Source organism: Hymenobacter tenuis, from assembly GCF_054780495.1.
The window spans coordinates 1,021,898-1,034,534 of sequence record NZ_BAAGWF010000001.1 but is presented as its reverse complement, the minus strand read 5'-3'; the positions used below and the strand labels follow the sequence as shown (position 1 = coordinate 1,034,534).

The 12,637-nt window shown below is 56.6% G+C and carries 13 protein-coding genes; 3 read left to right on the top strand and 10 right to left on the bottom strand.

Translation table 11 applies throughout. From position 1 onward, the window contains the following. The first annotated feature begins 9 nt into the window (after nucleotides 1–9). From ACYVGU_RS04490 to ACYVGU_RS04480, 3 genes are all read left to right on the top strand, one after another. A complete protein-coding gene (locus ACYVGU_RS04490; RefSeq protein ID WP_460621083.1) occupies nucleotides 10–1,338 on the top strand; it encodes an ABC1 kinase family protein in 1,329 nt (442 codons plus the stop codon). A 100-nt stretch (nucleotides 1,339–1,438) separates the two neighbouring features. After that, a complete protein-coding gene (locus tag ACYVGU_RS04485; RefSeq protein ID WP_460621082.1) occupies nucleotides 1,439–2,299 on the top strand; it encodes a dienelactone hydrolase family protein in 861 nt (286 codons plus the stop codon). A 162-nt stretch (nucleotides 2,300–2,461) separates the two neighbouring features. After that, complete coding sequence (locus tag ACYVGU_RS04480) at nucleotides 2,462–2,947, top strand: Mpo1 family 2-hydroxy fatty acid dioxygenase (protein ID WP_460621081.1); 486 nt, start codon at nucleotides 2,462–2,464, stop codon at nucleotides 2,945–2,947. A 114-nt stretch (nucleotides 2,948–3,061) separates the two neighbouring features. Here the strand turns inward: ACYVGU_RS04480 and phhA are convergent, their stop codons facing one another. From phhA to trpC, 10 genes are all read right to left on the bottom strand, one after another. Beyond that, entirely contained in the window at nucleotides 3,062–3,826 is a 765-nt protein-coding gene (gene phhA / locus ACYVGU_RS04475; RefSeq protein WP_460621080.1) for a phenylalanine 4-monooxygenase, read from the bottom strand. A gap of 409 nt (nucleotides 3,827–4,235) precedes the next feature. Beyond that, a complete protein-coding gene (locus ACYVGU_RS04470) occupies nucleotides 4,236–4,970 on the bottom strand; it encodes a phenylalanine 4-monooxygenase (protein ID WP_460612263.1) in 735 nt (244 codons plus the stop codon). A 525-nt stretch (nucleotides 4,971–5,495) separates the two neighbouring features. Continuing rightward, entirely contained in the window at nucleotides 5,496–5,903 is a 408-nt protein-coding gene (locus ACYVGU_RS04465) for a hypothetical protein (protein ID WP_460621079.1), read from the bottom strand. A gap of 119 nt (nucleotides 5,904–6,022) precedes the next feature. Next, on the bottom strand, nucleotides 6,023–7,321 hold the full coding sequence (locus ACYVGU_RS04460; protein WP_460621078.1) for a helix-turn-helix domain-containing protein: 1,299 nt from the start codon (nucleotides 7,319–7,321) through the stop codon (nucleotides 6,023–6,025). Nucleotides 7,322–7,376: 55 nt separating this feature from the next. Then, nucleotides 7,377–7,826, bottom strand: a complete 450-nt coding sequence (locus tag ACYVGU_RS04455) for a hypothetical protein (RefSeq protein ID WP_460612266.1) — start codon at nucleotides 7,824–7,826, stop codon at nucleotides 7,377–7,379. A 125-nt stretch (nucleotides 7,827–7,951) separates the two neighbouring features. Further along, the gene (gene aroF / locus ACYVGU_RS04450; RefSeq protein ID WP_460621077.1) at nucleotides 7,952–8,965 is read right to left on the bottom strand and encodes a 3-deoxy-7-phosphoheptulonate synthase; all 1,014 of its coding nucleotides are present in this window, start codon (nucleotides 8,963–8,965) and stop codon (nucleotides 7,952–7,954) included. A 62-nt stretch (nucleotides 8,966–9,027) separates the two neighbouring features. Then, nucleotides 9,028–9,810: a tryptophan synthase subunit alpha gene (gene trpA / locus ACYVGU_RS04445; protein ID WP_460621076.1), complete on the bottom strand. Its 783-nt coding sequence runs from the start codon at nucleotides 9,808–9,810 to the stop codon at nucleotides 9,028–9,030. A 7-nt stretch (nucleotides 9,811–9,817) separates the two neighbouring features. After that, nucleotides 9,818–11,014, bottom strand: coding sequence for a tryptophan synthase subunit beta (trpB, locus tag ACYVGU_RS04440; protein ID WP_460621075.1), 1,197 nt, complete (start codon nucleotides 11,012–11,014; stop codon nucleotides 9,818–9,820). A gap of 81 nt (nucleotides 11,015–11,095) precedes the next feature. Continuing rightward, nucleotides 11,096–11,743: a phosphoribosylanthranilate isomerase gene (locus ACYVGU_RS04435; RefSeq protein ID WP_460621074.1), complete on the bottom strand. Its 648-nt coding sequence runs from the start codon at nucleotides 11,741–11,743 to the stop codon at nucleotides 11,096–11,098. Further along, nucleotides 11,743–12,558, bottom strand: coding sequence for an indole-3-glycerol phosphate synthase TrpC (gene trpC, locus ACYVGU_RS04430; RefSeq protein ID WP_460621073.1), 816 nt, complete (start codon nucleotides 12,556–12,558; stop codon nucleotides 11,743–11,745). Before trpC ends, ACYVGU_RS04435 begins: the two co-directional genes overlap by 1 nt. Between the last annotated feature and the right edge of the window lie 79 nt (nucleotides 12,559–12,637).

Sequence of the window (12,637 nt, the reverse complement as noted above, 5' to 3'; positions counted from 1 at the left end):
ACCCCTTTGATGGACGAAACCTCCAAATCACTATCCTCCTTGCCCACTACCAAAGTGGCGCGGGCGGCCCGTTTTGCCAAAACTGGCCTGAATGTGGGCGCCAATTACGTGAAGCACTACGCCAAACGTGCCGTAGGCGCCAACAGCACCACCGCCGACCTGCACGAAGCCAACGCGGCGGAACTGTACGGCGCCCTCAGCGAAATGAAAGGCTCGGTGCTGAAGGTGGCCCAGATGCTGGCCATGGAAAAGAACATCTTGCCCACTGCCTACGCCGACCAGTTTGCCCAGGCCCAGTACCAAACCCCGCCGCTTTCGGGGCCGCTGGTAGTGAAGGCGTTTCGGGATGCTTTCGGAAAGTCGCCGTTTGAGGTGTTTGAGGAATTTGACCTGAATGCCCGCCAGGCCGCCAGCATCGGTCAGGTACATTTTGCCCGAAAAGATGGATTGGATCTGGCTGTGAAGGTGCAGTACCCTGGTGTAGCCGACAGCATCCGCTCCGATATCCGGCTGGTAAAACCCATTGCCTTACGCGTGTTGGGGCTAGATGAAGCTACCGTTCGGCCCTATTTGCAGGAAGTGGAAACGCGCCTGATTGAGGAAACCGACTACGCTCTGGAGCTACGGCGCGGCCAGCAGATTGCGGCCGCTTGTGCCACCCTGCCGCACCTGCAGTTCCCGAAGTATTACCCGGAACTGTCCTCGGCCCGCATTCTTACCATGGACTGGCTGCCCGGCCAGCATCTCAAAGAGTTTCTTACCACCGAGCCCAGCCAGGAAGTCCGCAATCAGCTTGGGCAGGCGCTCTGGGATTTCTATATGTTTCAGCTGAACACCTTGCTGCAGGTGCATGCCGATCCGCACCCGGGCAACTTCCTGCTGCGCACTGAGGCGGGTGGCACGCTGGGCGTGCTGGATTTTGGCTGCGTCAAGGAAATCCCGGCCGATGTGCACCGCCTGTTCACGGCCTTGCTCACGCCCGAAGCCCTAGCTGATCAAACCCGCTTAACCGACTTGCTGACCGAAGCCGGGGTAGTACGCCCGCAAGACTCTGAAGCGCAACGCACGTTCTACGTCAGCACCATGCAGTCTTCGCTCGAACTGGTGGGCCGCCCCTTCCGGCAGGCTACTTTCGATTTCGGGGACCCGGCCTATATGCAAAGCCTTTATACCCTCGGCGACGACCTGATGCAGCAGCCCGAACTACGCCAGCAGCGGGAGCCACGCGGCTCAGAGCACTTTATTTACCTGAACCGTACCTATGTGGGCCTCTATGCTTTACTTACTGAATTGCGCGCCTGCATTCAAACAAATCCAACGGACGTAAGCAATTCTTAAACCTAACGGAAGCTGAGCAGTTTAAGCAGTCCGGCGGTACTCGTGTATCTACACTGGTACCATCGGACTGCTTCTTTTTTCACTTCCATCTTCCCCTTTCATGAAAAAAATCTGGACCCTTTGCGTAGCGCTCCTGAGCGTAGTTTCTATGGCCTCTGGCCAGACGCTGAGCTGCTGTGCCAAGCCCGCCGCTGGCCAAAATGCTACGGAGGTATTTGCCATGCTGGCTTCAAACGAAGACTTTTCCGGCGGCCACGATGCACCCCTACCCTTCACCTACCAAGGAACCGGCGAAATGGTGGAATTTAAAACCACTGACGGCCAAAGCAGCAAAGCCTTCGAAATCAAGAGCAACATTCGCTCCGACAAGTATCTGTTCGTGATTCATGAGTGGTGGGGCCTCAACGATTACATTAAGCAGGAAGCGGCTCGTTTTGCTAAAGAGTTGCCGGGCGTGAATGTCATTGCCCTCGATTTGTACGATGGCCAGATAGCCACCGATGCCGACCAGGCCGGCAAGCTTATGCAAGGCGTAAAAACAGAGCGCGCCCAGGCCATCATCAACGGGGCTTTGCTGCACGCCGGCCCTAAAGCCCAGATTGCCAGCATTGGCTGGTGCTTCGGCGGCGGTTGGAGCATCCAGACGGCGCTGCTAGCCGGCTCGAAAGCTAAAGCCTGCGTAGCCTATTACGGCATGCCCGAGAAAGACGTGGCCAAGCTCAAAACCCTGAACACCGATGTGCTTTTCGTTTTTGCGAAGCAGGACAAGTGGATTAATCAGGAAGTAGTAGACCAGTTCCAGAAAGACATGGCCGCCGCCAAAAAAGGCCTGACGGTGAAAACCTACGATGCCGACCACGCTTTCGCCAACCCATCTAACCCCAAATACAGCAAAACCTTTGCGGAAGAAGCCCATGCCGCTTCCGTGGCCTACCTTAAGAAAAACCTAAAACTGAAGTAAATCACGGATGTAAACGGATGCGTGAGATTGTACGCATCTGTCTGTACCGTTGAAAAGGGCTGCTCGTTGGGGCAGCCCTTTTTGTTGGCGGGCACCATGCTAGGGTTGTTTTCGATATAGGCTTTAAACTGCTATATTTTAGCTCCCACCACTCTTTGCGCTATGCAGCCCGACCTCCACTCCCCTGTTCAAAGTTTGCTTAACGAGTACGGCGAAAGCCACCAGAACCCCACCAACAAGTTGGTGCACTGGGTGTGCGTGCCCTTGATCATGTTCTCGATTTTGGGGCTGCTGTGGTCGATTCCGGTGCCGCAAAGTCTTCAGCACATTAGCCCTTGGCTGAACTGGGCTACCTTGATTATGGTACTGGCCGTGGGCTACTACCTGCGCTTATCGGGGCGGCTGGCTGTGGGCATGGTGCTGGTGTGGGCCCTAATGGCTGGCCTGTTGCACGTAGTAGATGCCGCGGCGGGATTGCCGCTATGGGCGGTTTGCCTGATCGTGTTTGTGCTGGCCTGGATTGGGCAGTTTTGGGGCCATAAGGTAGAAGGCAAAAAGCCGTCGTTTCTGAAAGACCTGCAATTTCTGCTCATTGGGCCGCTGTGGCTGCTGCACTTTATCTACCGGCGTTTGGGCTGGCGCTACTAGGCCTTCTCAGAGCCCAAAGCACTAGGCCACAGAAGGCAACAAACCGCCCCGGCGCTGTGAAGGCGCGGGACGGCTTGTTTTACTAGGTCCTGAAACGGGCTGAACCGCTGCCTGTTATTCAGCTAGTCGTGCCAGCAAGGTGGTGAGTGCAGCGGGCAGTTGCTGCATCTGGCGCAGCACGAAGTAGAGTTCCTGGAATTTGTCTTTCTCGAAGGGCGTATCCAGTACGCCATCCAGGGTGAAATCGAGGCGGGTAGGCTGCTCGCCGAGGCTGAACTTTACTTCTCCGTGCGACGACAGCAGCCCGGCGCCGTAAATGCGCAACCCATCTGCCTGCTCTACTAGCCCAAATTCGGCGGTAAACCAGTACAGCCGCGTGAACAGCTCCAGGGTGCCGGGCCAACGCTGAGCGTGGTGCTGAGCTGCACTGCCGAGCTGCTGCAGAAAATCGGCGAAACCAGGGTCAGTCAGCAATGGCACATGCCCGAACACGTCATGAAACATATCGGGCTCTTCCAGGTAATCCAGCTGTTCCAGCTTCCGGAGCCATGTGGTAGCCGGAAACTTCTTCTGAGCCAGCAACCCGAAAAACACGGCATCATCTACGATGCCCGGCACTACTACCAGCTCCCAGCCTGTAAGTTGCTGCAGCCTCGGGTTCACTTCCCGAAAATCGGGTATGGCATCCCGCGTGAATCCAATCAGACGCACCCCTTCCAGAAAAGCATCGGCGGCGCGGCCGGGCAGCAAGGCCATCTGGCGGTCGAAGAGCAGTTGCCACACATGCTGATCATCGGCAGTATATGCGCTGTACTCCTGAGTCAGAAACGGTAAAGCGGCGGGGGCAGCAGTGGGGGCAGGAGCAGAAAGCGACATCATAGTGAGTAAGAAATGAAGGGGGTTAAAAAGAAAAAGCCTGCCTCCGCAGAGCGGAAGCAGGCTTTTGAAAGTGTCAGGAGAGAAAGTTATTATCCTCTGAAACACGCCGTGGCCGCTCCGCTCCGGGCAGGAGCGTAATAAGCGTAGGCGTAATAGCGGGAGGTCAGTAACAACATGTGATGCAAAAGTAAACGGACGAGCTTAGGAAACAAACCAAAAGCGTAGAAACTAACCTTACAGCCCGCGTGTGCGGATAACCGGGCAACAGCAGCACTTAGTATCCCACCCCCAAAAGCTGCTTTGTTCTGTAAAAAACCGGTTTTCTGCGAAGTCAGTCTCTACACTTTGATTTGTTGGTTTCAGATGACCATGCCCGAAACCAGATACTACGGCCGCGGGCAAGCTACACTTATTCCACCGGCTTCAGCTGCCAGTTGGTAGCCAGTAGCGCCGCCAGTTCCGCCACGCTTTCCGTGAGCTGGTCCCAGCTGTTGAGCACGAAGTACTGGTCCTGCAAGTGCGCCTCGCTGTAGGGCGTGTGCAGCACAGTGGCCAGATCAAAGGGGTAGCGGCGGGTTACGTCGCTGATGCAATGGTGAATTTCACCGGATGAGGACAACAAACCCGCGCCGTACATACGTGCTTCGCCCCGCTCCTGTACTAGGCCAAACTGCACCGTGAAGCCATACAAGCGCTCCAGCCGGGCCAAGGCTACCGGATCATGCAGATGCTGCGCGGCTACATGGCCCAGGAAATACAGGAAATCGGCAAATGCTTTATCCATCAGGAGCGGCACGTGCCCAAACACACCGTGGAACAAGTCAGGCTCTTCAATGAAGTCGAACTGCGCCATGGAGCGAATCCAGACCGTAGCCGGAAATTTGCGCTGGGCCAGCAACCCAAAGAAATCGGCATCATTGAGCATGCCCGCCACTGGCTCCAACTGCCAGCCCGTGGCTTTCTGCAACCGCTGGCTTACTTCCGCAAAGTTAGGAATGGCGTTGCGGTGAAAGCCAATGGCAGCCAGCCCCTGCCCGAATGCAGCGCAGGCACGCTTATGCAGCAGGGCCGTCTGGCGGTCGAACAATACTTTCCAAACCAACTGGTCTTGGGCCGTGTACTGGTCGTAGTGTTGCTGTACCATAAGGTTAAAGCAGATTATTGGGCAGAAAAAAAGCCCGGCTCCTAGCGGAGTCGGGCTCTTGTGTGATTTTCAGAGGAGAAGCTTCATGTTGCTTCTAGCTTTCATAACCGCAAAAGAGCCCGACTCCACCCTGCATAGGGCGGACATTAATCAGGTTAAAGCATTTCGCGGTTAGGTTCAGCATGATGATGCAAATATATACTTCTTCAGAAATAACCAACACCATCAGGCAATATATTTTTCAACCCTATTTCTTGACCTTGGCTATTCATATTGCAAATTCCCCTATAAGTTTTAGGGTCATCATTGAATGAAATTGCTCTTTTCATGAGATTCACCCTTGCTATTAAGGGCCTATTTCTATTTTCATCATTAAGCTATTTGATTTTGGCCTAAACACAAACCGCTTCAGCCTATCGCACTACATAGCAAGCAGCCACGAAGCGTTACTGCTGTATGGCGAGGCAAAGCTAGGCGCAGCATCCAGTGGGGTTAGTGGCAAGACAAGACCTAGTGGCTTGTGTTTTATAGTTTGCCAGCGGCCTCCCTGGTTCCGTTCGGTTCATAGCCCATGCTCAGGCGTGTGTCACCGGTTACGTGTAGCTTCAGCTCGGCCTGTTGGGCAGATGGATTGAGCAGCAGCGCCGATGAACCAGCCATAAAGCGCAGCGTAGCCTGCTGCCCCGGGGCCAGCGTAGTACGCCCAAAGATGCCACCACCTCTAGGCCGTTCCTTGAACTCAACCGGCACTTTGCCCATGTTGCGGGCTTCCACCTTAAAGGCCCCAGGCTGCCCACCGCCCAGCACAAACTGCTTCCCAGGCTCAATGAGCAGTTGGGAATGAATACCAGACCGACCCGCCGAAATAGTCCCAGCCAGCAAGACGGCTGCCAGCAGAAAAAGCACGGGGCGGAAACTCAAAAAGATGCGCATGACCAAGAGGTTTGAAGTGAAATAACACCTTAAAGAAACCGGCTCTACACACGAAAAACGCCCTAGTTTGCAATCTGACCCGACCCAACTTATAGTTTGGCACGTGGTGCCGATACCTGCTAGCCTTGGCGAGCCACCTCGCTGGGCGTGGCACCCCGGAGCTTTTTAAATACCCGGTTGAACGTTGATTTGGAATTGAAACCCGACTCTAAGGCCACTGCAAGCAGCGTGTAATGCCGAAACTGGGGGTCGCGCAGCCGGCGCTCGGCCTCTCGCACGCGGTACTCATTTATATAGTCGTTATAGTTCTGCCCGAACCCGCTATTAATCACCTTCGAGAGCCACGAGGTATTAGTCTGCAGCTGGGTTGCCAATTCGCCTAGGGTCAACTCAGGGGCCAAGTACGGTCGCTCCAGCTCCATATGCTTTGCGAGCCGGATGGTCCAGCGCTTGATATCACTGGAAACATCCTGGGCTTCAGTCGCTACTGCCGGAGCCGTAAGCACTCCCGACGCAGTGGCCGTTTGATGTGGTTCAACGAATGTATCAGGCAGGGTGGGCAGCGTACTCGTATCGCCAGAGGCTGAACTTGCTGTATGGGTTGGTGCGGCTAGGTTCGGCGAGAAGCGTAGTGCCAACAGCCGATGATGCGTCAGCAGCCCGGCAATGCTCAGGTAATAAATCAGAAAGCCTGTAAACAAGTAATCGTACCAGGCTTGGTAATAGCTGAGAGGAGTTACTAGCAGGTTGGTAATGCCAAACCCTAACGTAACGGCAGTGCTCACCAAAACGGCTACCAGCACATGGCGCAACCAGCTAAACCTGATTCGCTCCGTATCGGAGAAGTTATTGTTAAGGTACTGAGCGTAGGCCCGAAACTCGCGCAGGGCACGCCACGCATATACCGCCACCGACACGTAGCCCAAGGCATCAATCCAACTCAGAAACCCCACCCTATCGGCCCAAACCGCTACCACGCCTTTTGTGCCATAGTGGCCGGGCAGGGGCTGGCCCATCAGCCAGTGTAGCCCCACCACATCCACCACAACTAGGGCTATGTGCCAGCCAACGTACACCAGCGCGGGAACAAAATGCCAGAGCATGCGGCGGGTGAACCGGAACTCCTGGTTTGTCAGGCTTCGGAAATAGAAATAGAGCACGGGCCCTATGGCCAACCAGTTGCTGAAGGGGAAGTAAAACATAAAGGTGGTAGCCGCCGTGTGCGCGTCGTACCAGCCGGCAAAGCCAAGCATCCACTGGGCCAGCCGCAACGTCTGCAATGCCAGCAGCAGCGCCAGCCAGCCATCCGCAGCTACTTCCTCCCGCTCCCGACGGGCCAGCAATATGGCACTTACCACTACTCCCTGCACGAAAAACGGCAGCAGCAACCCACTGTAAACGTTAAACGAAAAGGCCATGGGTTAAAGCTAAGCTAAACCCATGGCCTTTTCCTAAACTGAACACTGCCAGTGGTTACTGCACCACTAAGTCCTTCAGGTTTCCATCCAGCGTAGTGCCATCCGCAAATCGGCTGGTGAAGCTTCCATTCACCGTTCTGCGCGTGGCGTCCCGGGTAGTCCGGCCGCTAGCCTGTGTGGCGTTTCCCAGTTTTTCGGAGTACACCTCTACCACATCGGTTACGTTGGCACCAGTAGCGGTAGGGCTGCTTTGCTCAAAGGTAATTCGAACAACAGTGCCGCTGAGCAGCTTGCCGCTAACCGTGAAAGTAGCAGTTGGTCCCTGATACGTAGCCGATCCTACCTGTGCTTCAGGTAACACGTACGGCGGCGCGCCCGCTTCACTTACCGAAATAGCCGTTGTGTACTCCTTTGGGCCAGGGGTGGTTGTTACGTTTTCTGACTCTTTATCGCAGCCAGATAGTAAAACTCCGGCAGATAAAAGGAGCGCAAACAAATGTTTCATACTAATAGATTGATGACCTGAAAGTGAAATTGCGGGAACAAGTTACACTACTCAGTACAACAATGCGCCGGCAGCCGTTCCACCGCGGCGGGCTGTGGTAGGGTGCACTGCACTAGCTGCTCTACTTACTCCAACTCCTGCCGGAGGGCATATACCTTGCGCAGGTTCCGGATCAGGCGCTCCGACTCCTGGAAGTTCAGAGTTTGAGCCCCATCAGAAGCGGCTTCTTCGGGCTTTTCGTGGGCTTCGTAGATGATGCCATCCGCTCCGGCCATCACGCCGGCTAGGGCCATAGCGGGCACATAGTCACGGATGCCGATGCCGTGCGACGGGTCGACGATGACGGGCAGGTGCGTCTTCTCCTTCAGGATGGGCACCGCGTTCAGGTCCAAGGTATTGCGCGAGGCTATTTCGAAGGTCCGGATGCCCCGCTCGCAAAGAATCAGCTTCTCGTTGCCGCCCGAAAACACGTACTCCGCCGACGACAGCAGTTCTTCAATAGTACCCGAGATGCCGCGCTTAATCATCACGGGCTTATCTACACCGCCTAGGGCATCGAGCAGGTTAAAGTTCTGAGTGTTGCGGGCACCTACCTGAAACACGTCCACGTAATCGTGCATTTCCTCTACCTGCGACACCTGCATCACTTCCGTCACGATTTTGATGCCGCGGGCCCGGGCCATCTGGTGGAACTGCTTCAGGCCTTCCATGCCCAGCCCCCGAAATGAGTAGGGCGAAGAACGCGGCTTGAACACGCCGCCCCGCATAATGCGCACGTCGTTGTCCAAGAGGTGCTGCATGATGCTTTCCATCTGCTTCTCGCTCTCAATACTGCAGGGGCCGGCCGCCAGCGTCAGGCTCCCCTCTCCGATCCGCACACCGTCGCCTAGGTCCAGCACGGTGGGCCGCACGCGCCACTTCCGGCTTACTAGCTTGTATTCGTCGGAAACCCGATGAATGTCCAGAATGCCGGGCAGTTGCCCAATGGCGCGCAGGTCGATGTCGGCTTTGCCGATGGCAACGAGGTAGTGAGCCCGCTGCGTTTTCACCTCCGTGACCTTGTATTTAAGCTCCTGAATTCGGGCTTCAATAGCGGCCTTATTTGCTTCGGTGATATGAGGGTCGAGTTGGATAATCATGGAATGGGAGAAGCTCTTTTCGTGCTGCGTGCAGCAACAGATGACGGCTTCTTACTAGCTAGTTAATGAAGAACAGAGGAAACAAAGCGCGCGGCGGCGGCAGGCGCATCGTCGGTGTCGTCGAGGGCGCGGATCAGGGCCGAGCCGATGATGGCTCCCTCCGCGTAGCGGCAGGCGTTTTGGAAAGAGGCTTTGTCGCCGATACCGAAGCCAATGAGGCGCGGGTTGCGCAGCTTCATGTCCTCGATGCGCTGAAAGTAGGCCTCCTGCACCCCTTCGGCCTGGGTGTTAGCGCCGCCCGTAGTACCTGGGCCCGACACCAGGTAGAGGAAGGAGTCCGTCAGATCATCGATGCGGCGAATGCGCTCCGGAGCGGTTTGGGGCGTGATGAGGAACACCGGCCGCAGGTTGTGGCGCTGGAAAATCTCCTGGTATTCGGCTACGTAGTCATCCAGGGGCAAATCAGGCAGGATAATACCATCAACACCGGCAGCGGCGGCCTCGCGGCAGAAATTCTCTACCCCGAACTGCATCACCGGATTGAGGTAGCCCATCAGCAGAATAGGTGTTTCGGGCACTTCCTTTCGGATTCCATCGAGCTGCTCGAACAGCACGCGCATGTTCATGCCGTTGTTGAGGGCAGCGGTGCTGCTCGCCTGAATTACCGGACCATCGGCCAGGGGGTCCGAGAATGGCATCCCGATTTCGATAAGGTCGGCGCCGGCTGCAGAAAGGGACTTAATGAGCGGCACCGTGGCGTGAAGCGTGGGGTAGCCAGCCGTGAAGTATACGTTGAGCAGGTTTTTGCCTTTCTTCTGAAAAGCCTGCGCTATTCGGTTGGTCATGGGAGAGCTAGAGAATCGTGTCGGCGTATTTTAGATAAGTTTCCAGGTCCTTGTCGCCGCGGCCGGAGAGGTTGATAACTACCACATCGTCGGGGCCGGCGCCCAGCTGGCCTAGGGCGGCTATGGCGTGTGCGGTTTCGAGGGCCGGAATGATACCTTCCAGGCGGCTGCATTCCGATACGGCACGCAGGGCATCCTCATCCTCAATGCTGATAAACTGTGCCCGGCCGGCATCAGCCAGGAAAGCATGCAGCGGCCCAATGCCGGGATAATCAAGGCCTGCCGAAATAGAATACGGCTCGGTAATCTGGCCGTCTTCGTCCTGCATGAGCAAGGTGCGCGAGCCATGAATAATACCTGGCTTACCCAGCACCGACGTAGCCGCCGAGTGCCCCGAGTGGATACCGTGTCCGGCGGCCTCTACAGCTACCAGTTTCACGGAAGGCTCTTCTAGGAAATGATAGAAAGCGCCCGCTGCATTGGAGCCACCGCCCACACAAGCCACCACATAATGAGGCAGTTCGGAACCGGTTTTCTCCAGGAGCTGCTTGCGCATTTCTTCACTGATAACCGACTGCAACCGGGCCACCAGGTCGGGGTACGGGTGCGGACCTACTACCGAGCCGATGATGTAGTGCGTGTCCACGGGGTTGGAAATCCAGTCGCGGATGGCTTCGTTGGTGGCGTCTTTAAGGGTACGGCTGCCGCTCATGGCCGCGCGTACCTCGGCTCCGAGCAGGCGCATGCGGTACACGTTGGGCTTCTGGCGCTCCATGTCGATTTCGCCCATGTACACAATGCACTCCATACCCATCAGGGCACACACCGTGGCCGTAGCCACGCCATGCTGACCAGCGCCGGTTTCGGCGATGATGCGGGTTTTGCCCAAACGCTTGGCTAGCAAAATCTGGCCGACGGTGTTATTTACCTTGTGGGCGCCGGTGTGGCACAAATCCTCGCGCTTCAGGTAAATGCGGGTGTTGTACTTGGCCGACAGGCGCTTGGCTTCAAACAAGGGGGTAGGCCGGCCCACGTAGTCGCGCAGGAGCTGCTGGTATTCCTCCTGAAACTCCGGCTCGGCCATGATGCTCAGGTATTGCTGGCGCAGCTCTTCCACATTGGGATAAAGCATTTCCGGAATGAAGGCACCGCCAAACTGGCCGTAGTAGCCGCGCTCCGTGGGTTGCTGGTAGGTTGGTTTCATGGACATATGCTGCTTTCGTTCTGACAGCTAGGCTTCACAGGTGTGGGCGGCCTAGCGAATGAAATGAAGAGTCTGAGGGTACTAGGAGTGCTGGCCGTCTGAATTGCGCAAGGCGGCGAACATGTGCTGGAGCTGGACGGCATCCTTCACGCCGGGCTCCGTTTCGAACTTGCTGTTCAGGTCCAAGGCAAACAAGCCAGGCAGCTGCAAGTTTCGGAGGGTTTGGGCATGTTCAAGGGCTAGTCCGCCGGCCAGGAAGTATGGCACCGGCAGCATGTATTCTGCTAACAGTTGCCAATTGAAGGCAGTGCCATTGCCACCAGGTTGCGCGCCCGCCGTATCGAAGAGAAAGTAGTCGACCTGGTTTACGTACGGAAGCAGGCTAGTAAACTCGAACTCCTCTCCTACCGCAAACGCCTTAATTACCGTTAGGCCCGCCGCTCGCAATGTCCCGCACAGTTCCGGTGTTTCGTGGCCGTGCAGCTGCACCGCTTGCAACTGGTATTCTGAAGCCCGCGCCTGAACCGTTTCGAGGTCACCATCCACAAACACGCCTACTTTCTGAATGCTGGCCGGAACCGCGGCCGCCTCGGCGGGCGTGAGCGTGGGCACCATGTAGCGCTTAGACTTCGGGTAGAAGATGAAACCCAGAAAGTCGGGCCGCAGGGCCGCTACCGCCCGCAAGTTCTCGGGCTGGGCCATCCCGCAGACTTTCAGGCGCACCGACATTATAGTAAGGTAATGGCTTCGGTGGCGCGGAGCTGCTGCACCAGGGCGGCGCAGGCTTTTTCGGGCCGGCTATGGCGCATGAAGGTTTCCCCGATCAGGAAGCCCCGATACCCGACGGTCCGCAGCGCTTCAATTTCAGCGGCTGAACTGAGGCCGCTCTCCGTCACTTTCACGTACTCAGCCGGAATGCGCTGGGCCAGCTCGCCAGAGGTATCCAGGGTCAGGGAGAAGTCGTGGAGGTTGCGGTTGTTTACGCCTACCAAGCTCACGGCGTCGGGGTGCAGGGTTTTCTCCAGCTCTTCAGCATCATGAATTTCGAGCAGTACTTCCAGGCCCAGGCTTTTGGCCAAGCGGCCCAGACGCAGCACTTCCTCGCCGCTCAGCACCGCTGCAATCAGCAGCACAGCATCGGCCCCAATGCTTTTGGCTTCCAGAATCTGGTACTCATCCACCACAAAATCTTTACGCAGAATGGGGCAGAAATTGTAGCGGCGCGCCGTTGTCAGGTCCTCGTTTTTGCCGCCAAAGAACTCCGTATCCGTCAGCACCGACAGTGCTGACGCGCCGGCCTGCATGTAGCCGAGCGTGGTGCGCTCCACTGGGGCGTGGGGGTTGATGAAGCCCTTGCTCGGCGACTTACGCTTGAACTCGGCGATGATGCCGCTCAGGTCGTCGCGCAGCAGGTAATGGCGCAGGCTCAGGGGTTGGGCCGGCATATACAGGCTTTGCTCCAGGAGCTTCACGGGCACGAGGGCTTGGCGATTGGCTACTTCCTGGCGCTTGTGGGCAATGATTGTATCGAGAATGGTAGGCATTGTGGTACCGCCCGGTTTCCCTCGGCGGGAGTTTAAGTGAAGTCTCACCCTAGGGGTGAGGAACAGTAGAACAACGTTT

Coding starts and splice junctions, on each gene's coding strand:
- ACYVGU_RS04490 (WP_460621083.1), top strand. CDS start 10: ATGGACGAAACCTCCAAATCACTATCCTCCTTGCCCACTACCAAAGTG.
- ACYVGU_RS04485 (WP_460621082.1), top strand. CDS start 1,439: ATGAAAAAAATCTGGACCCTTTGCGTAGCGCTCCTGAGCGTAGTTTCT.
- ACYVGU_RS04480 (WP_460621081.1), top strand. CDS start 2,462: ATGCAGCCCGACCTCCACTCCCCTGTTCAAAGTTTGCTTAACGAGTAC.
- phhA (WP_460621080.1), bottom strand. CDS start 3,826: ATGATGTCGCTTTCTGCTCCTGCCCCCACTGCTGCCCCCGCCGCTTTA.
- ACYVGU_RS04470 (WP_460612263.1), bottom strand. CDS start 4,970: ATGGTACAGCAACACTACGACCAGTACACGGCCCAAGACCAGTTGGTT.
- ACYVGU_RS04465 (WP_460621079.1), bottom strand. CDS start 5,903: ATGCGCATCTTTTTGAGTTTCCGCCCCGTGCTTTTTCTGCTGGCAGCC.
- ACYVGU_RS04460 (WP_460621078.1), bottom strand. CDS start 7,321: ATGGCCTTTTCGTTTAACGTTTACAGTGGGTTGCTGCTGCCGTTTTTC.
- ACYVGU_RS04455 (WP_460612266.1), bottom strand. CDS start 7,826: ATGAAACATTTGTTTGCGCTCCTTTTATCTGCCGGAGTTTTACTATCT.
- aroF (WP_460621077.1), bottom strand. CDS start 8,965: ATGATTATCCAACTCGACCCTCATATCACCGAAGCAAATAAGGCCGCT.
- trpA (WP_460621076.1), bottom strand. CDS start 9,810: ATGACCAACCGAATAGCGCAGGCTTTTCAGAAGAAAGGCAAAAACCTG.
- trpB (WP_460621075.1), bottom strand. CDS start 11,014: ATGAAACCAACCTACCAGCAACCCACGGAGCGCGGCTACTACGGCCAG.
- ACYVGU_RS04435 (WP_460621074.1), bottom strand. CDS start 11,743: ATGTCGGTGCGCCTGAAAGTCTGCGGGATGGCCCAGCCCGAGAACTTG.
- trpC (WP_460621073.1), bottom strand. CDS start 12,558: ATGCCTACCATTCTCGATACAATCATTGCCCACAAGCGCCAGGAAGTA.